Genomic DNA, 19,105 nt, shown 5'->3' with positions numbered 1-19,105 from the left:
ACCGCGCTCGCGCAATCCGGCAGCGCCGGTGGCAGCATCGGCAACGACGAAAAGTCGGTGTCCGGTTCGCGGCAGACGCCCCGGGCGGTCGAGGCCGAAAAGCCGGTGCGACGTAGCAAGCCCAAACCCGAGGAACCGCGCAGCGCCGCGCGAAAAAGTGGCGGCGACGGAGCAGGCGGCGGTGGCGGCAATTTCGACGGAGCGTGGGTGGCCCATTCCGTGGGTACGACCTGCGGTGCAGCTACCGAGAGATTCGTCGTCAGCCGCGGCAGGCTCTCGGGGGAACTCAGTTCCGGTCAAGTCAGTTCAAACGGCTCGACGACGTCGGGCGGATCCGCCTCAGGTTTGACCTGGAACAGTTCCGGCCGTTTCTCCGGCCGTAGCGGCTCCGGCACGTTCGTGCGATCGGACGGTTGTACCGGGCGATGGACGGCGTCGAAACAATAGCCTGACTCATCCATCCGGCTCACGCCCCGGCGGCGCCGATCCAAGACCTGATGATCCAAGCCTGAATGATCCAGGCCTAAATTAAGCCCTACCCCCTCCGGAATTGCGGCTCATTGCCACCCAAGTCTTTACCGAGATTGGGAGCGTAAAGCGTCGCGTATCATCCCCGGAGATGAAAGATGTCCAATCGAACCGCGAAATTCGTGTCCGCCATTTTCGCCAGCCTGGTTGCTTGCGCTCCCCTCGTCACCGCATCGCACGGCGCGCCGGCCGAGGCCGATGAATGTCTCTCCGGACCGAAGGGCGCGCCGCCGGCGGGCGGTCATTGGTATTATCGCGTCGACCGCGTCACCAAGCGATCCTGCTGGTACATCGGCGATGCCAAGGCAAAAATTTCGCGAGCCGCGCCGGAAGCTCCACCGGCGGCCAATACAGCTTCGCCGCCGAACAGCGCCACTACGCAGCCTTCGATCGCCAATGCGCGCGCCGAATTACCGTTGCCGCAGTCGCGCGTCGAGCCGGACACCAGCGTCTTCACGGGAAAGCGGGCGGCGGCGGCCGTCACCGCTGCGATCAACCCGGTAACTGAACAGCGAGCCAATGCGGGCGATGCCGGCGCGAAGCCATCGGTCGTCGGTTCGCGCTGGCCCGAGCTTGCGGGCGTGGTGAGCACGCCGGCCATTCCAGGATCGTCTAACAATTCAGCAGCCCCGCCGCCGGCAAACTCCACCATCGAACCATCAGCTTCCCGGCTAGCGCCACCGGCCTCCGGGGCAACGCACCCGCTTGCCGCGGCGAACGCCTCGTCAATCGAAAAGCCGACTGGCTCGGTCCAGCTGCTGCTGATCGTCATCCTTGGCGCCCTGGTGCTTGCAGGCTTGATGGCGAGCGCGATTTTCCGATTCAGTCGCCCGCAACGGAGCATCGGTCGCGTCGACCGGCGCGTGAACTGGGATTCGGTCCGGACCGATCGTCCGTCGCTGTCGGATGAGGCGCGAGCCGCGAGATCGATGCGGGAACTCGGCCTGTTGCCGCAGGGTAGTCTTCCCCGCGAACTGCGCGCGGTGGACGATCCGGACCAACGCATCGCACAAATGCTCGCGCGGCTGCCGCGAACCAGCGCGACCTGAACGCCCGGCTATTTTTCCAGCTGCTGCTGCAAGCCCCGCACGAACTCGGTCAAACCGACCCGCCGCGCACGCTTGAGTCGCTCGGCCTTGAGAATCGACTGGACCTCGGCAAAGGCTTCATCGACGTCGTGATTGACCACGATGTAGTCATATTCAGCCCAGTGGCTGAGCTCATGACTGGCACGGTCCATACGGCCGCGGATGACCGTGTCGGAATCCTGCGCACGGGTGTGGAGCCGTTTCTCGAGATCCGCGGCCGACGGCGGCAGGATGAACACGCTGACGACGTCGGCGCCTGCCTTCTCCCGCAATTGCTGGGTGCCCTGCCAGTCGATGTCGAACAGCACGTCGCGTCCGGATGCCAACGCCGCTTCGACCGGCGCACGTGGCGTGCCGTAGCGATTGTCGAATACGGTAGCCCATTCGAGCAGTTCGTTCTGCTTCACCATCTGTTCGAATTCGGCTTTGTCGACGAACAGGTAATCGCGGCCTTTGACTTCGCCGGGACGCATCGGCCGGGTGGTCGCCGAAACCGACATTTGCAGGCCGTGCATTCGGTCGAGCAGCATGCGCGACAGCGTGGTCTTGCCGGCGCCCGACGGCGACGACAGCACGAACATCAGTCCGCGCCGCTCTACGCCGTCGAAGCCTTTTCCCTCGAAGCCGTGGCCGCCAGCCGTCATGATCACTCCAGGTTCTGAACCTGTTCGCGAAATTGCTCGACCACGTTCTTCATCTCAAGGCCGGTATTGGTCAATTCCAGGTCGTTCGACTTGGAACAGCAGGTATTGACCTCGCGGTTGAATTCCTGCGCCAGAAAATCGAGCCGCCGGCCGACCGGTCCGCCCTTGCCGATCATCTCGCGGGCTTGCGAGATGTGCGAGGCGATGCGATCGAGCTCTTCGCGAATATCGGCCTTGGCCGCGATCATGATCGCTTCCTGACTGAGCCGGTCGGGATCGAAGCGGTCGGAGGTGTCGAGCAAGGCCGTGATCTGCTCGGCGAGCCGGGTCTTGATCGCCTCAGGCTTGCGGCCGGGTGCGGCCTCGGCCCTTTTGGCCAGACGCTCGATCTCATCCATCCGCTGCGACAAGATCTGTCCGAGCGTCACGCCCTCGCGGCGACGCATCTCGACAAGATCGGTCAGCGCCTGCTCGAACGCGACGGCGGCGGCAGCCTTCGCGGCCTTGTCCTCCGCCTCGTTGCTTTCGGGCTCGACCACTTCGATGACGCCCTTGATCGACAGCAGCCCGTCGATGCTCGGCGCCACCGCATCGATCCTGCCGGCGAGATCGTGGGCCACCTTGACGATCGACGCCAGCACGTCCTCATTGATACGGATGGTCGAGACGGCATTGGCCCGCTTGACGTTCAAATTGGCGTAGACGGTGCCGCGCGAAAGCACTTCGCCGGCTCGCTTCTTGGCCAGCGCCTCGAGCTCGTCCCAACCGGGCGGCAGCCGCATGCGCAGGTCAAACCCCTTGGCGTTGACCGACTTCAATTCCCATTCGAACGCGTAGGGACCGCTGGCGCCGTGGCTGCGGGCAAAGCCGGTCATGCTCGACAGCGCCATCGCTTGAATTTCTCCGGGAGTGCAGGTGTGGGATTCGCAGCGGATGCCGCGACATTAAAGCGTTTTCGGCCAAAGTGGAATTCGGTTGCGGCGCGGACCGGCGCTAGCGCTGAACCACCGGGGCCGTGGTGGTCGATTGCGCCGCGCCCTGCCGGCCCGGAGCCGCCGGGGTGGTGGCCGCCGGAGCGGCCGGAGGAGCGGCACGCGCGGGCCTCTTCGTGGCGGCCGGCCTGGTGGTCGTGGCGGTAGGATTGGTATCGGCCGGCGCACCGGCCGCGGCCGGCTGGGCCTCTTCGGCTGCCGGTTCGACGGTGTCGTTCTGGATCTGCTTTTCCAGCGCGCGCAGCTTGACGACGTTCTTCTGATGCTGGTCGTAGGTTTCGGTAAAGGTGTGGCCGCCGGAGCCGTCAGCGACGAAGAACAGATCGCGCGTGCGCGCCGGATTGGCCGCGGCCTCCAGCGAGGCGCGACCGGGATTGGCGATCGGTCCGGGCGGCAGGCCCTCGATCACATAGGTGTTGTAGGGCGACGGCTGCTGGATCTCCGAGCGCCTGATCGGCCGGCCCAGCGTTCCCTTGCCGCCGACCAGTCCGTAGATGATGGTTGGATCCGACTGCAGCTTCATTTTCTGCCGCAACCGGTTGACGAACACCGCGGCGACACGGCTGCGTTCGTCCGCCTTGCCGGTTTCCTTCTCGATGATCGAGGCCAGCGTCACCAGTTGTTCCGGCGACCTGACCGGAATGTCCGGATTTCGGCGCTCCCAGATCTCCGCCAGCATCCGCTTGTGCGTCTGCTGCAGGCGCTGAATCACCTGTTCGCGCGAGGTGCCGCGCGGGAACTTGTAGGTTTCCGGCAGCAGGGTGCCTTCGCGCGGAATTTCGCGAACGTTACCCGAGAAGATCTCATTGTCGGTGAGCCGGGCCACGATCTGCTCGGAGGTCAGGCCCTCGGGAATCGTGATGGAATGCTGAACCACCTTGCCTTCGACGATGATGCCAATGACGTCGCGAAGGCTGGCGTTTTTCTGGAACGAATATTCTCCGGGCTTCAGCTCCGAACTGGCCTTCAACGCAAACGCAGCGCCCATGAACAGCCACGGATTGATGTCGATCACGCCCTCGCGCTGCAGGGTCTCCGCGATTTCCCTTGTCTTGGAGCGCGGCGGGATATTGACGGTCTTGTCTTCCGCGAGCGGACCGGCGGATTCCAGCATCTTCTTGCCGTAGACGTAGACACCGCCGGCGCCGAGCATGAACACCAGGATGATGGTGATGATGGCATTGCCGACGATGACGAACGGATTGCGGGCACGCTCGGAGCGCTTCGGCGGCGGCGGAACCTGCTCGGGCTCCAGCGCGGCGCGCGGGCTACGTGGCGAAATGGGCGGCCTCTCACTCATCGATGCAACCTGAATCCTGTCGGTTTGATCGTGGCCCGGCAAATCACTGCCATGCCAATGGTATTCGCCCGCGTTTCTTATAGTTGAGAGCGCGACCGGACGCAAAACCGGCGTCCCGTTGCTGATCGCGCCCTGGAGTTAGCGCCGAATGCGGCGAAACCGTGGAGTCGTTCTAATCACTGGCTAATTGGTTACCCGCTGCACGATCACGGATGCGTTGGTGCCTCCGAAACCGAACGAATTCGACAGCGCGACATTGATCTCCCGCTTGCGCGGGACCTGCGGCACGAGGTCGATCGCCGTTTCTACCGACGGGTTTTCCAGGTTGATGGTCGGCGGGGCGACATTGTCGCGAATCGCCAGGATGCTGAAAATCGTCTCGATCGCGCCGGCGGCGCCGAGCAGGTGTCCGGTCGACGATTTGGTCGACGACATCGACGCCGTGGAAGCGGCGTTGCCCAACAACCGCTCCACCGCGCCGAGTTCGATCTCGTCGCCGACCTGCGTCGAGGTGCCGTGCGCGTTGATGTAGTCGATGTCGGAGGCGCTGATTCCGGCGCGCTTCATCGCAGCGCTCATGCTGCGGAATGCGCCATCGCCGTCGGGCGACGGAGAGGTGATGTGATAGGCGTCGCCGGACAACCCGTAACCGATCACCTCGGCATAGATCCTGGCGCCACGGTTTTTGGCATGCTCGTATTCCTCAAGCACCACGATGCCGGCGCCTTCTCCCATCACGAAGCCGTCGCGGTCCTTGTCGTAGGGACGCGATGCTTTTTCCGGGGTTTCGTTGAAGCCGGTCGACAGCGCGCGCGACGCGCAGAATCCCGCCATCGACAGCCGGCAAATCGGCGATTCCGTACCGCCCGCCACCATCACGTCGGCGTCGCCGAGCAGGATCAGCCGGCTGGCATCGCCGATCGCATGCGCGCCGGTCGAACAGGCCGTCACCACCGAATGGTTGGGGCCCTTGAGGCCATGCTCGATCGACACATAGCCCGACGCCAGATTGATCAGGCGGCCGGGAATGAAGAACGGCGATACCTTGCGCGGGCCGCGTTCCTTCAGCAACAACGCGGTGTCGGCAATGCCCGACAGGCCGCCGATCCCGGATCCGATCATGGTGCCGGTAGCACAGCGTTCCTCTTCGGTCGACGGATGCCAGTTGGCGTCATCGAGTGCCTGACGCGCCGCGCACATGGCGAAGACGATGAAATCGTCGACCTTGCGCTGATCCTTCGGCTCCATCCACTGGTCGGGATTGAAGGTGCCGCCGGTGCCGTCGCCGCGTGGAATCACGCATGCGATCCGGCTGGTCAGATCGGACACGTCAAACGTGTCGATCTTCCTGGCCCCGCTCTCGCTGTTGAGGATACGCTTCCAGGTCGGCTCGACGCCACAGCCGAGTGGCGTAACCATGCCGAGGCCCGTGACGACAACCCGCCTCATATGCAGCACTCCAGCCCTGTATTCACGGCCCATAACAAGAAACCGGTGGACCGCTCGACCACGGCCCGTCCGGCTTCGTCAGCACCGCGCGGGGGCGTCAGCTCTTCGCGTTTTTTTCAAGAAATTTCGTGGCGTCGCCAACAGTCAAAATCGTCTCAGCGGCGTCGTCGGGAATCTCGCAGCCGAATTCCTCTTCGAACGCCATCACCAGCTCGACCGTATCGAGGCTGTCCGCGCCGAGGTCGTCAATGAAGCTCGCGGCATCGACCACTTTTTCGGGCTCAACACCAAGGTGCTCGACCACGATCTTCTTAACTCGCTCGCCAATCTCACTCATCGTTCAACCTCGTGCTTGTTCCATTAGACCCGTCGTCCCCAAGACGCTACGGGCCATCGTGGTCGTTAAACTTCCTTCGCAATCGCGCATCGTCTTGATTTGCCCCGTCATCTCAGACGAAGGCCCGGCGAACGACGGCAGGCTCCGCCTCGCCAATATACAGGGATTCAAATTCCTGCAATGGCGTTCTTTGCCCATCCGTTGGTGGTTCGGTTATCATACTTCCCAAGCCTTGACTACAAAGCCTTGACGACCAGCCTCGGTGACAGCCGGAAACCGCCCCCGCCACCAGGCAGGGCCGGTAACCGGCTCAAAACATGGCCATTCCGCCATTGACGTGAATCGTCTGTCCGGTCACGTAAGCGGCTTCGTTGGAGGCAAGATAGACCGCCGCCGCGGCGATATCTTCGGGCGTTCCGAGCCGCGCCGCAGGAACCTTCGACAGGATGGTTTCGCGCTGCTTGTCGTTGAGCGCGTCGGTCATCGGCGTCTTGATGAATCCGGGCGCGATGCAATTGGCGGTGACGTTGCGCTTGGCATATTCCGCCCCCAGCGTCTTGATCATGCCTATCAGCCCCGCCTTCGACGCGGTGTAATTGCCCTGCCCCGGATTGCCGGTGACACCGACGATCGAGGTGATCGCGATGATGCGGCCGAATCGCTTGCGCATCATCAGCTTGGTCGCGGCGCGGGTGAGGCGGAAGGTCGAGGTCAGATTGACCTTGATGACCTCGTCCCAGTCCTCATCGCGCAACTGCACGAACAAATTGTCCCTGGTGATGCCGGCATTGGCGACGAGGATGTCGACCTGGCCCATCGCCGCCTCGGCCGCGGGCACCAGAGCCTCGACTTCGGCGCTGTCGGAGAGGTTGCAGGGCAGAACGTGAACGCGCTCGCCCAACTTGGCGGCGAGCGCGTCCAGCACCTCCCGCCGCGTTCCGGAAATGGCCACCGTCGCGCCCTGGGCGTGCAACGCCTGGGCGATCGCGTTACCGATGCCGCCGGTCGCGCCGGTGACGAGCGCCGTCCTGCCAGTCAAATCGAACATCGATATCTCCTCCCGGCCACCACCTAATGCGATGCCGCCAACGCGTCCTTTGCACCGGCAATATCGCCGGGTCCGCCCACTGAAATTCCCACCGCGCCGTCGGCGATGCGCTTGACCAGCCCGCTCAGCACCTTGCCGGCGCCGATCTCGAAAAATCGCGTCACCCCGTGGCTCGCCATATACGCCACCGATTCGCGCCAGCGCACGGTGCCGGTGACCTGTTCGATCAGGCGGCGGCGGATCTCGTCCGGATCGGTGATCGGCGCGGCCAGCACGTTGGAGACCAATGGCGAAGCCGGTGGCCGGATGGTGACGCCAGCCAGCGCCGCGGCCATCGCCTCGGCCGCGGGCTGCATCAACCGGCAATGGAACGGCGCCGATACCGGCAGCAGCATGGCGCGCTTGGCGCCCTTTGTCTTCGCGATCTCGAGTCCGCGCTCGACCGCGGCCTTGTCGCCTGAAATGACGACCTGGCCGCCGCCATTGTCATTGGCGGCCTGACAGACCTGGCCCTGCGCGGCCTCCTCGGCGACGGCCATCGCCGCCTCATAATCCAGCCCGAGCAGCGCCGCCATCGCCCCGGTCCCCACCGGCACCGCCTTCTGCATGGCAAGGCCCCGGATGCGCAGCAGGCGCGCGGTGTCGCTGATGCTGAAGCTGCCGGCCGCCGCCAGCGCGGAATATTCGCCGAGCGAATGCCCGGCGACGAAGGCGGCATCGCGCCCCACCGAGAAGCCGGCCTCGGTTTCCAGCACGCGCAGCGTGGCGAGCGAGACCGCCATCAGCGCCGGCTGGGCATTTTCGGTGAGCTGCAGGGTCTCGGCAGGACCGTCCCAGATGATGGCGGTCAGCTTCTCGCCGAGCGCCGCATCGACCTCGTCGAACACCGCGCGCGCCGCCGGAAAAGCCTCGGCCAGCGCCTTGCCCATGCCGACTGCCTGGGAGCCCTGCCCCGGAAAGGTGAATGCTGCCGTCATCGGCGCTCCCTGAACGTACCAAATCCCCAAAAGTTGAGCCGAAAGACACCGCCGGGGCTCCCGGTGTCAAGCCACGCTCCCGGGGATCTCCCAATGAACCAACCGAAGGGCCGGACAACTGGTCGGGATTTTACGTCGGTGTGAGCGTGAAGGGCGAAATCTTTACGTCGACCTCGGCTCGGAGGCCTTCAACACCAATCTGGCGGCCGGTGGCTTCCCGCTGGCGTCCTTCACCCACACCGTCAGGTTGACCGAAAGCATCGGCCGGCTCGGCCTCAACTACAAAGGGGGCAGCCCGGTGGTGGCCCGCTACTGAGCGAAATCCTACCGTTTTCAGTCATTTAGGCCCGGCTTCGCGCCCGGCCTTTTTTGTTGCGCCTTGCCTTGCCATTTCCTTGGCATTCCCTTGCCATCGCGCCCAAAATCCTTATAAACCGCGGCATCCGTGGATCCCGGCCGGGAGCTGAACGGACGGTCTCAGCAATTTCACCTTCCAGGCGATCTTGATGCGGCAGGGCCAGTCGGTCCGTCGTCCCGTGCTTCCGCCTTCTGAGCTTCATCCCGAGTCCTTTCCGTAAGGTCTCGAAGGGCTTGCCGCCGGGAACCGCGCCAACACTAGGAAAGGACAACCATGCCTCTCTATGAGCATGTTTTTCTCGCACGTCAGGATGCGAGCACCCAGCAGGTGGAAGAACTGACCACCCAGATGACCGGCATCGTCGAAGGTCTCGGCGGCAAGGTCGTCAAGATGGAAAACTGGGGCGTCCGCTCCCTCACCTACCGGATGAACAAGAACCGCAAGGCGCACTTCGTGCTGCTCAACCTCGACGCGCCCTCGGCGGCAGTCGCGGAAGTCGAGCGGCAGGAGCGAATCAGCGAAGACGTGATCCGCTATCTCACCGTTCGCGTCGAAGAGCATGAGGAAGGTCCCTCGGCGATGATGCGCAAGGCCGATCGCGACCGCGATCGCGACGACCGTGGTGGCGGCGGCTTCCGTGGCGACCGCGAAGGCGGTTTCCGCAGCGATCGTGATGGCGGCGGTGGCGGTGGCTATCGTGGTGACCGGGGTCCGCGCCGTCCGCGTGACGACGCCGAAGCAGCGGTTGAGGAGTAAGAATCATGGCTGAAGCTGGTGCACGCCGTCCGTTTTTCCGCCGCCGCAAGACCTGCCCGTTCACGGGTCCGAATGCGCCGAAGATCGACTACAAGGATTCCAAGCTGCTGATGCGTTACGTTTCCGAGCGCGGCAAGATCGTGCCGAGCCGCATCACCGCCGTCTCCGCCAAGAAGCAGCGCGAACTCGCCCGCGCCATCAAGCGCTCGCGGTTCCTCGGCCTGCTGCCCTACGTGATCAGGTAGCAACTTTTCGATCCGCGGCGTCCGCGCCGCGGATCGAACATCTACATAAGGCTTCCGGGTCGTCCGGTCGCCGATGGTTGGGGTTCTCCAGGGAATCTCTAACCGCTCGAAGGGAGCGGGACAGCTGATGACCATGATTCTCATCGCCATTGCGGCCGGTTTTGCGTCGGCGCTGATGTTCGCCTCGATCATCTCGGGCGCGCTGATCTCGCTGCTGCTGCTCTACTTCACCCCGTTGCCGCTGATGGTGGCGGGGCTTGGATGGGGACCGCTTGCCGCCACGATCGGCGGAATCGGCGCGGCCACCGGCCTCGGGGCGATCTTCGGCCTGCCCATTTGCATCCCCTTTGTCGTCATGATGGCGCTGCCTGCCTGGTGGCTCGGGCACCTCGCTTTGCTGGGTCGGCCGGCTGCCGATGCCGGACCAAGCGAAGGCGCGACGCCGGCCCCTCCGGCGATGGAATGGTATCCGATCGGCCGCCTTCTGCTCTGGCTCGCCGGTTTTGGCACGCTGTCCACCATGGCGACGCTGCTCACGCTGGGCACCGACGCGGCCACCATCACCGAGGTCCTCCGAGGGGCCCTGCTGCGCGTTCTCGGTCCCCGCTCCGCGGCTTCGGGTAACGAAATCCAGCAACGGATCGATGTCGCCTTGATGATCCTGCCCGCGGCCTTCGCCATCAGCGCCATGACCATGCTGATGCTCAACTTCTGGCTGGCTGCCCGGATCACCGCGACATCGGGACGATTGCGTCGCTCGTGGCCCGACCTGAGAAGCACCGAGCTGCCGCCGATGACGCTCGCGGCATTGTCGGCCGCCATCGCATTCTGCTTTTCCAGTGGACTGCTTGCGATGCTGGCCCACGCCGTCACCGCGGCGTTGCTGCTGGCTTACGCCCTGGTCGGCTTCGCGGTGCTGCACACCCTGACGGTGGGTCTAAAGGGCCGCGGGCTCTGGCTGGCCTGCACCTACACCATGGTGGTGCTGTCCGGCGGCTGGCTCATCGTGGCGATGGCGGCGCTCGGCATTGCCGACGCCATCTTCGGTTTTCGCCAGCGCTTTCTGCACAACAAAAGGCCGCCGCCTCTGCCCGCATCCTGAAATCTGCACTTCACATCAACCTCACAACCTGATCACCAACAAGGAGAACGAATATGGAAGTCATTTTGCTGGAACGCGTCGCCAAGCTTGGCCAGATGGGCGAAGTCGTCCGCGTCCGGGACGGCTATGCCCGCAATTTTCTGTTGAAGCGCAACAAGGCGCTGCGCGCCACCGCGGATAACCGCGCCAAGTTCGACGGCATGAAGGCCGAGCTCGAGGTCCGCAACCTGCAGGCCAAGGGCGAGGCCACCAAGGTTGCCGAGAAGATCGACGGCCGCAACGTCGTGGTGCTGCGGCAGGCTTCCGAGACCGGCCAGCTGTTCGGATCGGTCACGATCCGCGACATCATCGCATCGTTCGAGGCGGACGGCGTCACCATCAGCCGCAGCCAGGTGATGCTGGACGCGCCGATCAAGACCATCGGCAAGCACAACATCGCCATCGCCGTGCATCCGGAAGTCGAAGTCGCCGTCAGCGTGACGGTCGCACGCAGCGCCGACGAGGCCGAGCGCATCAACCGCGGCGAAGACATCTCGACGCGTCAGGAAGATCAGGACGCGGCCGCCGAAGCGCTCGCCGCCGCAGGTGAATTCTTCGATCCGGAAGCCCGCCGCGACGACGAACCGCAGGAAGAATCCGCTTCCGACAAGTAACGCCGTCGCCGTACCATTACGCACCCCCAAGCCCGGCCTCAGGCCGGGCTTGGGATTCAGCTTGGGTTTCTTGCCGTCACTTCACCCGGCATCATCGCGATCGACGCCAGCGCGGTCGCCGTGTGTTTCTCCACGCCGTCGATGACGCAGAACACGTCGGCGGCCACGACCGCGACCTGCCGTCCAGGCTTGATCACGCGGGCACGGCAGATCAGGCGCTCGCCGGATGCCGGCGACAGCAGGTTCAATTTGTATTCCGCCGTCAGCGCCGGCTGGCCGCGCGACGTCGCCGCCGCGATGGTGGTCGCGTTGTCGACCAAGAAGGCGGTGACGCCGCCATGGAACAGGCCATGCTGCTGCAACAGCTCCGGCCGCCGGTCGACTGCGAGCATGCACGATCCGCGCGCCAGTTCGGAAAGTTCGGCGCCGACATGTCCCATAAAACCCTGCCGTCCGACGCTGTCGCGGATTCGTTGTGCGATCAGCACGAAGTCCAGATCGGGCTTGAAGTCGAAATCCTGTGTCACGGCTTGCTGGGTCAAGGTTTACCTCCGGCGTCTGGATTGGGTTGCGGCGCCACCAGCGCGCGAATCGCGCAGGCGATCAGGGTGTCGGACTGAAGCCTCGGATCGGTGCGGTCGCGCCCCGAAAGCCAGGCGCGGCAGAAGATCTGGGCGGGTCCGATGATCTGGCTGAAGAACAGCGTCGCTGTCATCGGCAGCAATTCGCCGCTGGCGATCAGCGGCGCGCGCCAGCGCTCGACGGCTTCGCCGAGGCGCGAATTCTGCGCCCGCTGCGCGTCGCTCACCTCGTCGCCCCACTCGCTGCGGGAAATCTCGAACAGGTAGCGCGCTTCGCGCCGGTTGTTCACCACCCAATCCAGATGCGCGCGGATCAGGCGATCGATTCCCTGCCGCGCGCCGCAAGGCGTAGCGATCGCCGCCAGCACCGCGGCGTGATAACGCTGCAGCACTTCCAGAAACAGCGTGCCCGCCAGTTCTTTCTTCGATCCGAAGAAATGGAAGAAGCTGCCGTTGGACGCCCGCGCGCGGGTGCGAATGGCCGCAACCGTCGCGCCCTCGAAGCCGTCGCGATCGAACACCGCCAATCCCGCGGCCAGCAAATCCTCTCGCGCGCCAGCGACCATCAAGCTCCCTCCAATTACAGCCAGACCATTACTCTAGAGCAATACTCTAGAGATGATCAAGCCCGGCGCGGGCTGCAACCGGCGTCCTGTCGAAAATCTATCTATTGGGAGATCGGAGGTGCAGGCGGTCCGGCAGGTGGGACCGGCGGCAATGGCGGGCCGGACGCCGTCACGGCCGGCGGCGGAACTGGCAGCATGGCCAGCGGCGGCGCAGGCGCGGCTGACGGCTCCGTCGTGCCGCTGGAGATCGCGGCCGACATCGATGGCGCGGGGGTGACCGGCGGGACCGGATCGGGCCGCAGCGCCGTGCGTTCGCCGGTCTCCTTCGGCGCATCGAGCTTCGCGGTGTCCTCCTGCGTGGCTTCCTTGGCAGCTTCCCTGGCAGTTTCGCTCTTCGGCGTATCCTCTTTTGCCGCCTCGCCCTTTGCCGGCTCATCCTTGGCGGCATCGGCCTTGGGCGGCTGCTTGCCCAGCTTCTGCTTGGCTGCCGATTTGCGGCCGTCGGGACCGGGAGCGATCGCGGCCTGTTGCGACTCGGCTTCGGGCTTGGCGGCCTCCTGCGGCGGCGCCGGGCGTACCGGGCGGCCGAAGCGATCGAGCTGCTCGGGGGCTGCTTGTTTCGCGTCCTTTGCCTGCTGCGTCGGCTTGGCGCCGCGGTTATCGGTGGCACCGTTGGCAATCAGGAAGGCGCTGAGCTGCGAGGCCATCTCGCCGGAGGTGGTATAATGCTGGCGCAGGAACCCCGGCAGGGACCCAGGCGGCACCGTCTTCAAGAGACCCCGCGCACCCTTGTGGCAGGCACTGCAGGTGCCTGAAAAAATCTGGGCCGGGCTCTTGCCGGCATCGAGATTTTGCGCCCGCACCGGGATCGCCGCGAGACAGCCGATCAGAAGCGTCACCGTCGCAAAAATGAGCGCTCGGCTCAACATTCCTTTGATTCTCCAGATGCGGAATTGGCTCTCCAGCGTCCCAAATCCGGCACGGGTGGCAGCGGTCACCTTTTAGCCGATTATGACGCGAATGGAAGCGCCCATAAAGCGCATCTGCGTGAACACGACAATTCCGAGTATCTGCTTTGTGTACAACGTACTAGCGTCATCGCGGCGTCGCTATTATGGTGTGGTGGCGGCGCGCGGGGACAGGTGGATCCCCGCTTTCGCTGGCTGTGATGGCCGCTACGCCAGCCTCGTTGGGATCGCTCAGTTTGGTGGTTTCGATGGACCGTTTGTTGCGCTACTTCTTGCAGCAGTTCATTCGCCGCGGCGCGATGACTTTCACGACCGCGCGCGGAACGCAATTCAGCTGCGGCGACGGGACCGGAGAGCGGGTCAAGGCCCGCTTCCTGACGGCCGACGCCGAACGCCGGGTTCTGCTCAACCCCGAACTTGCGCTCGGCGAAGTCTACATGGACGGAAGCTTCGTCATCGAGGACGGCTCGATTGCGGATGCGCTGGCGATCCTGATGAATCAGCCGGAAATATTGCCGCGCTGGGCCAGGCTGCAATGGTTCCTGCGTTATCTCGTCAGGCATGCCAGGCAGTTCAATCCGCGACGACGATCCCTGAACAACGTCGCGCACCATTATGATCTCGATGGCCGGCTCTATTCCCTCTTCCTCGATGCCGACAAGCAATACAGTTGCGGGTATTTCGAAACACCTGACGCCACGCTCGACGACGCCCAGCTCGCCAAGAAGCGCCACCTCGCCGCCAAGCTGTTGATCCGGCCCGGCGACCGCGTGCTCGACATCGGCTCCGGCTGGGGCGGCCTTGGCCTCTATCTGGCGGAAACGACCGGCGCCAGCGTCACCGGCGTCACGCTGTCGACCGAGCAATTGCAGGTGTCGAACGCCCGCGCCGCCGAGTTGAACCTGGCGTCATCGGCGAGGTTCTTCCTCGAGGATTATCGCGACATTCCCGGCCCGTTCGAGCGCATCGTATCGGTCGGCATGTTCGAGCACGTCGGCGTCGATTTCTACGAGACCTATTTCAGGCGCTGCTCCGACCTGCTCACCGACGACGGCGTGATGGTACTGCATTCGATCGGCCGTTCGGAAGGGCCCGACGTCACCAATCCCTGGATAACGAAATACATTTTCCCCGGCGGCTATATCCCCGCGCTGTCCGAGGTCACGCGCGCGATCGAGCGCGCCGGATTGCTGGTGTGCGACATTGAAATCCTGCGACTGCATTATGCGGAAACGCTGAAAGCGTGGCGCGAGCGCTTCATGGCGCGGCGGGAGGAAGCGGTGCGGCTCTACGACGAGCGCTTTGCGCGGATGTGGGAATTTTACCTGGCCTGCTCGGAAATGTCGTTCCGCAAGCAAGACATGATGAATTTCCAGATCCAGCTCACCAGGCGCCAGGGCGTGGTGCCGATCACCCGGGACTACATCGGCGATGCAGAAGCCCGGCTTCGCGGCGTCGAGCGGGGCCAGCGGCCGCGGCTGCAAATCGCGGGCGAATAGGCCGGCACGAACCAAAATTCTCGAAATTCTAATGACGCAGGCTGAAACCGGATCCCTGGTGGGCATAAGGCGCCGCCGGACGCGAAAGCTGCGCACACACGGCGGTCACGACCGACCTGTCGCAGGGCTGGCTGCGCCGTTCCGAACCGCAGACTTCTTCCATGGTGTCGATCAGCGCCGAGAGCCATAATTGCTCGCCGGTTGCCGATCGCCATTGCTGAAGTTGCTGGCCCATTGCCTATTCCTAAACCGCAGCTGCTACCAATCCTGCCGCCGCCAACCCGTTCCTTGCGACTATGGCCGAAGAGAAAATTAACCGAATGTGATCTGCTTCACATAATATTTGGCCGGGCTGCTCTAAACGACCGGAATGGCCCAGAAAACCCATCCATCATCGTTCGATCCGCAGGCCGACCTTGCCACCGACTACGCCCTGATCGCTACCGGCGTGGGTGCGGCGCTTGGCGCGCTGATCTATCTCCTCCTGATCTGATCAGCGTCGGGAGCGGTTCGGAACATTTGCCGCCCTTGGCATGAGTGTGCCCGCGCGGAACAAGGTTCAGCCCGCGCGAAGATTTTCCCAGTTTCGCGGCGCACCGAAGCGTGGGGTTGGCAAAACCCGTCAAGCATCGCGCTAGGCGCCGTCGGGATTCATCCACTCTTTTAATGATCGGTGCATAAGCGGCGATGTTTCGCTTTCGCTTTCGCCGCGGCAGGCGCTTTATCGCCGCCCGCCCCCGAATCCAAAATTAAGACCCAATCCAAAGCATACATCGACCATGGCTCTCACTGATTCGAACGTCCTCAAGCTCGCGCCCGACCCGGGAACTCCGGCCTATCGCAGCGCACCGCACAACATCGAGGCCGAACAGAGCCTGCTGGGCGCGATCCTGGTCAACAACGACGCCTTCTATCGGGTTTCGGACTTTCTGGAGCCGAAGCACTATTTCGAACCGATCCATCAGACCATCTACGAGACCGCCGGCAGCTTGATCCGGATGGGCAAGGTCGCCACCCCGGTAACACTGAAGACCTTCGTGCCGGCCGACACCGACATCGGCGGCATGACGGTCGGCCAGTACCTCGCCCGCCTCGCCGCCGAAGCCACCACCATCATCAACGCCCAGGATTACGGACGGACGATCTACGAACTGGCGCTGCGCCGCGACCTGATCCGGATCGGCGAGGATATGGTCAATGTCGCGTTCGACGCGCCGGTGGATTTTGCGCCGCGCGCCCAGATCGAGGACGCAGAGCGCAGGCTGTACGAACTGGCCGAATCCGGCCGCTATGATGGCGGCTTCCAGGGCTTCGCGCAGGCGATGAAGGTCGCGCTGGATATGGCCGCGAACGCCTATCAGCGCGACGGAAAGCTGTCGGGCACAGCAACCGGCCTGCGCGACCTCGACGCCAAGATGGGCGGGTTGCAGCGTTCCGACTTGATCATCGTCGCCGGCCGTCCCGGCATGGGCAAGACCGCGCTCGCCACCAATATCGCCTACAATGTCGCGAAGGCGCATCAATCCCAGGTGCAGGCCGACGGCACCATGAAATCCGTCAATGGCGGCATCGTCGGCTTCTTCTCCTGCGAAATGTCGGCCGAACAGCTCGCCACCCGTATTCTCGCAGAACAGACCGGCATCTCGTCGAGTCTGATCCGGCGCGGCGGGATCAGCCAGAGCGAATTCGACACGATCCGCGATTATACCATCGAGCTTCAACATCTGCCTCTGTTCGTCGACGAAACCGGCGGCCTCTCGATTTCGCAACTGACGGCGCGCGCGCGCCGGCTGAAGCGGCAGAAGGGCCTCGATCTGATCGTGGTCGACTACATTCAGCTGCTGCAGGGCTCGGGCAAACGCGGCAATGACAACCGCGTGCAGGAAGTCACCGAGATCACCACCAGCCTGAAAGCGCTGGCCAAGGAGCTCAATATCCCGGTCATCGCCCTGTCGCAGCTGTCGCGCCAGGTCGAAAGCCGCGATGACAAGCATCCGCAATTGTCCGACCTTCGCGAGTCCGGTTCGATCGAGCAGGACGCCGACGTGGTGCTGTTCGTCTACCGCGAGGAATATTATCTGCAGAACAAGGAGCCCAAGCCCGGCACGGAAGAGCACGGGAAGTGGCAGATTGAAATGGATAATGCGCACGGAAGGGCCGAAGTCATTATCGCCAAGCAGCGCCATGGACCGACGGGCACCGTTCCATTGCAGTTCGAAGGGCAGTTCACGCGATTCAGCAATCTGGCGGACGACGGCCAATTCCCGGCACAGACCTACTGACGCGGCTTCTGAATCTTGCCCGGTTGAACCGCGGCAGGCCTGCGCGTAAAGTACGGCATGAACATCGTCACCGACCCTAAATTTGCCCCGCCCGGCTCCATCCTCTCGGCTGAGGCCAACCAGGCGGCTGCGCTGGCGACCGCCACCGCGACCCTCACCGTCGATCTCGACGCCGTCATTGCCAACTGGCGCAAGCTCGAAAAGACCGCGGTGCCGGCCGAATGCGCCGGTGTGGTCAAGGCCAACGCCTATGGCTGCGGCGCCGAACAGGTCGCGCGCGCGCTCTCCGGCGCCGGCTGCAAGACGTTTTTCGTGGCGACCCTCGACGAAGCCGCCGTGGTCCGCGCGGCGGTGCCGGCGACCGCGGCGATCTATGTGCTCGACGGCTTCTTCCAGAACAGCGGCGAGGCCTATGCCAGGATCAACGCAAGGCCTGTGATCGGCGACCTCAACGAACTCGCCGAATGGGATGTGTTCTGCCGCCGTACCGGCTGGGCCGGCGGCGCCGCCATTCACATCGATACCGGCATGAACCGGCTCGGCCTCACCATCGCGGAAGCGCAGGGCATCATTCCGCGGATCAACGCCGGCGATCATGGCATTACCCTGGTCATGAGCCACCTCGCCTGCGCCGAGACCCTCAATCATCCGCTCAACGCCAAACAGCTCGCGACTTTCCGCGAGATCGCCAGCCTGTTTTCCGGCGTGCCGGCGTCGCTGTCGAATTCGTCCGGGTGTTTCCTCGGCGCCGCGTTCCAGTTCGACCTGGTGCGGCCGGGTTGCGCGCTCTACGGCATCAATCCAACGCCGGAGGCCGACAATCCGATGCAGCCGGTGGTCGAGGTCAAGGCCCGCATCGTTCAGATCCGCAATATCGAGAAGGGCGACAGCGTCGGCTATGGCGGCACCTGGAGTGCACGGCGGCCGACCCGGCTCGCCATCGTTGCGTCAGGCTATGCCGACGGCTATTTCCGCGCCGGCAGCAGCAATGACGGCACCCGCGGCGCCGAGGTGATCGTCGCCGGCAAGCGCTGCGCGGTGGCCGGCCGCATCTCGATGGACCTGATGGCCATCGACGTCACCGACCTCGACAAGAGCGCGGTGCGGCGCGGCCACATGGTGACGCTGATCGGCGAAGGCATCACCGTCGACGAACTGGCGCACCATTTCGGCACCATCGGCTACGAAGTGCTGACCAGCCTCGGCTCGCGTTATGCGCGGATCTACAAGGGCGGCGCCGCAGAACCGACGGCCAAGGCATCTGGACCGGCTCCCGTGATACCGGACTGACCATCATCGGGGATGAAAGTCGCCACCTTCAACATCAACAATATCAATCGCCGCCTGCCGAACCTGCTGCGCTGGCTGCATCAGGCAAAACCCGACGCCGTAGCACTTCAGGAACTGAAATCCACCGACGCCGACTTTCCCGTCGAAGCGATCCGCAAGGCGGGCTACGGCGCGGTGTGGCGCGGCCAGAAAACCTGGAACGGCGTCGCCATCCTGGCGCGCAAGGCCGACCCGGTACTGATCCGCACTGCCCTCCCCGGCGATCCCGACGACCACGAAGCGCGCTACATCGAGGCCGCGATCAACGGCATCGTCGTCACCAGCATCTATCTGCCGAACGGCAATCCGCAGCCGGGGCCGAAATTCGACTACAAGCTCGCCTGGTTCAGGCGGCTGCGGCTGCACGCCGCCAAATTCATCAAGCAGGACATTCCGGTGGTGC

General features: G+C 64.1%; 23 protein-coding genes. 11 read left to right on the top strand and 12 right to left on the bottom strand.

The features are described from left to right. A partial coding sequence (locus tag Q8N40_RS09070; protein WP_305711582.1) for a hypothetical protein occupies positions 1-447 on the top strand: 447 nt, incomplete at its 5' end. Positions 448-778: 331 nt separating this feature from the next. Here the strand turns inward: Q8N40_RS09070 and Q8N40_RS09065 are convergent. Next, entirely contained in the window at positions 779-1,300 is a 522-nt protein-coding gene (locus tag Q8N40_RS09065) for a hypothetical protein (protein WP_305711581.1), read from the bottom strand. A 28-nt stretch (positions 1,301-1,328) separates the two neighbouring features. Here Q8N40_RS09065 and Q8N40_RS09060 point away from each other — a divergent pair, with 28 nt between their 5' ends. Beyond that, entirely contained in the window at positions 1,329-1,577 is a 249-nt protein-coding gene (locus Q8N40_RS09060; RefSeq protein ID WP_305711580.1) for a hypothetical protein, read from the top strand. Positions 1,578-1,585: 8 nt separating this feature from the next. Here Q8N40_RS09060 and gmk read toward each other — a convergent pair whose 3' ends face one another. From gmk to fabD, 7 genes are all read right to left on the bottom strand, one after another. Continuing rightward, positions 1,586-2,260: a guanylate kinase gene (gmk, locus tag Q8N40_RS09055; RefSeq protein ID WP_305711579.1), complete on the bottom strand. Its 675-nt coding sequence runs from the start codon at positions 2,258-2,260 to the stop codon at positions 1,586-1,588. 2 nt (positions 2,261-2,262) lie between these two features. Continuing rightward, entirely contained in the window at positions 2,263-3,150 is an 888-nt protein-coding gene (locus tag Q8N40_RS09050; RefSeq protein WP_305711578.1) for a YicC/YloC family endoribonuclease, read from the bottom strand. A 103-nt stretch (positions 3,151-3,253) separates the two neighbouring features. Then, positions 3,254-4,552, bottom strand: coding sequence for an endolytic transglycosylase MltG (gene mltG, locus Q8N40_RS09045; protein ID WP_305322052.1), 1,299 nt, complete (start codon positions 4,550-4,552; stop codon positions 3,254-3,256). A gap of 183 nt (positions 4,553-4,735) precedes the next feature. After that, on the bottom strand, positions 4,736-6,001 hold the full coding sequence (gene fabF, locus Q8N40_RS09040) for a beta-ketoacyl-ACP synthase II (protein WP_305711577.1): 1,266 nt from the start codon (positions 5,999-6,001) through the stop codon (positions 4,736-4,738). A gap of 97 nt (positions 6,002-6,098) precedes the next feature. Then, entirely contained in the window at positions 6,099-6,338 is a 240-nt protein-coding gene (locus tag Q8N40_RS09035; RefSeq protein ID WP_006020277.1) for an acyl carrier protein, read from the bottom strand. Between the two features lie 310 nt (positions 6,339-6,648). Then, the gene (fabG, locus tag Q8N40_RS09030) at positions 6,649-7,386 is read right to left on the bottom strand and encodes a 3-oxoacyl-[acyl-carrier-protein] reductase (protein WP_305711576.1); all 738 of its coding nucleotides are present in this window, start codon (positions 7,384-7,386) and stop codon (positions 6,649-6,651) included. 23 nt (positions 7,387-7,409) lie between these two features. Continuing rightward, positions 7,410-8,363 carry an ACP S-malonyltransferase gene (gene fabD / locus Q8N40_RS09025; protein ID WP_305711575.1) on the bottom strand — a complete coding sequence of 318 codons (954 nt, stop codon included), beginning with the start codon at positions 8,361-8,363 and terminating at the stop codon, positions 7,410-7,412. 631 nt (positions 8,364-8,994) lie between these two features. On the opposite strand from fabD, the gene rpsF reads away from it, so the two are divergent. The 4 genes from rpsF (at position 8,995) to rplI (ending at position 11,477) form a co-directional block, all read left to right on the top strand. Beyond that, a complete protein-coding gene (gene rpsF, locus Q8N40_RS09020; RefSeq protein ID WP_305711574.1) occupies positions 8,995-9,477 on the top strand; it encodes a 30S ribosomal protein S6 in 483 nt (160 codons plus the stop codon). A gap of 5 nt (positions 9,478-9,482) precedes the next feature. After that, complete coding sequence (gene rpsR / locus Q8N40_RS09015) at positions 9,483-9,722, top strand: 30S ribosomal protein S18 (protein ID WP_002711478.1); 240 nt, start codon at positions 9,483-9,485, stop codon at positions 9,720-9,722. A gap of 124 nt (positions 9,723-9,846) precedes the next feature. Further along, complete coding sequence (locus Q8N40_RS09010; RefSeq protein ID WP_305711584.1) at positions 9,847-10,824, top strand: DUF2232 domain-containing protein; 978 nt, start codon at positions 9,847-9,849, stop codon at positions 10,822-10,824. 53 nt (positions 10,825-10,877) lie between these two features. Further along, entirely contained in the window at positions 10,878-11,477 is a 600-nt protein-coding gene (rplI, locus tag Q8N40_RS09005) for a 50S ribosomal protein L9 (protein WP_305711573.1), read from the top strand. Between the two features lie 56 nt (positions 11,478-11,533). Here the strand turns inward: rplI and Q8N40_RS09000 are convergent, their stop codons facing one another. The 3 genes from Q8N40_RS09000 to Q8N40_RS08990 all read right to left on the bottom strand — a co-directional run bounded on the left by Q8N40_RS09000 (position 11,534) and on the right by Q8N40_RS08990 (position 13,553). Beyond that, positions 11,534-12,019 (bottom strand): PaaI family thioesterase, encoded by a 486-nt coding sequence (locus tag Q8N40_RS09000; RefSeq protein ID WP_371135652.1) that lies wholly within the window; start codon positions 12,017-12,019, stop codon positions 11,534-11,536. After that, the gene (locus Q8N40_RS08995; RefSeq protein ID WP_305711572.1) at positions 12,016-12,624 is read right to left on the bottom strand and encodes a TetR/AcrR family transcriptional regulator; all 609 of its coding nucleotides are present in this window, start codon (positions 12,622-12,624) and stop codon (positions 12,016-12,018) included. Before Q8N40_RS08995 ends, Q8N40_RS09000 begins: the two co-directional genes overlap by 4 nt. Before the next feature lie 101 nt (positions 12,625-12,725). Continuing rightward, positions 12,726-13,553 (bottom strand): hypothetical protein, encoded by an 828-nt coding sequence (locus Q8N40_RS08990; RefSeq protein WP_305711571.1) that lies wholly within the window; start codon positions 13,551-13,553, stop codon positions 12,726-12,728. Positions 13,554-13,840: 287 nt separating this feature from the next. Between Q8N40_RS08990 and Q8N40_RS08985 the strand changes: the two genes are divergently transcribed. Beyond that, positions 13,841-15,091, top strand: coding sequence for a cyclopropane-fatty-acyl-phospholipid synthase family protein (locus Q8N40_RS08985; RefSeq protein WP_305711570.1), 1,251 nt, complete (start codon positions 13,841-13,843; stop codon positions 15,089-15,091). A 28-nt stretch (positions 15,092-15,119) separates the two neighbouring features. Here Q8N40_RS08985 and Q8N40_RS08980 read toward each other — a convergent pair whose 3' ends face one another. Next, on the bottom strand, positions 15,120-15,326 hold the full coding sequence (locus Q8N40_RS08980) for a transcriptional regulator (protein WP_305711569.1): 207 nt from the start codon (positions 15,324-15,326) through the stop codon (positions 15,120-15,122). Between the two features lie 135 nt (positions 15,327-15,461). Here Q8N40_RS08980 and Q8N40_RS08975 point away from each other — a divergent pair, with 135 nt between their 5' ends. From Q8N40_RS08975 to Q8N40_RS08960, 4 genes are all read left to right on the top strand, one after another. Continuing rightward, positions 15,462-15,584, top strand: a complete 123-nt coding sequence (locus tag Q8N40_RS08975; RefSeq protein WP_305322274.1) for a hypothetical protein — start codon at positions 15,462-15,464, stop codon at positions 15,582-15,584. A 286-nt stretch (positions 15,585-15,870) separates the two neighbouring features. After that, on the top strand, positions 15,871-17,373 hold the full coding sequence (locus Q8N40_RS08970) for a replicative DNA helicase (RefSeq protein WP_305711568.1): 1,503 nt from the start codon (positions 15,871-15,873) through the stop codon (positions 17,371-17,373). Between the two features lie 57 nt (positions 17,374-17,430). Further along, positions 17,431-18,663, top strand: a complete 1,233-nt coding sequence (gene alr, locus Q8N40_RS08965) for an alanine racemase (RefSeq protein WP_305711567.1) — start codon at positions 17,431-17,433, stop codon at positions 18,661-18,663. A 12-nt stretch (positions 18,664-18,675) separates the two neighbouring features. After that, positions 18,676-19,105 (top strand): exodeoxyribonuclease III (locus tag Q8N40_RS08960; RefSeq protein ID WP_305711566.1); only part of this gene is annotated, 430 nt, incomplete at its 3' end.

This window comes from Bradyrhizobium sp., from assembly GCF_030693485.1.
GTDB lineage: Bacteria > Pseudomonadota > Alphaproteobacteria > Rhizobiales > Xanthobacteraceae > Bradyrhizobium.
The sequence above is the reverse complement of the archived record's forward strand: the minus strand, read 5'-3'. Positions and strand labels throughout refer to the sequence as shown.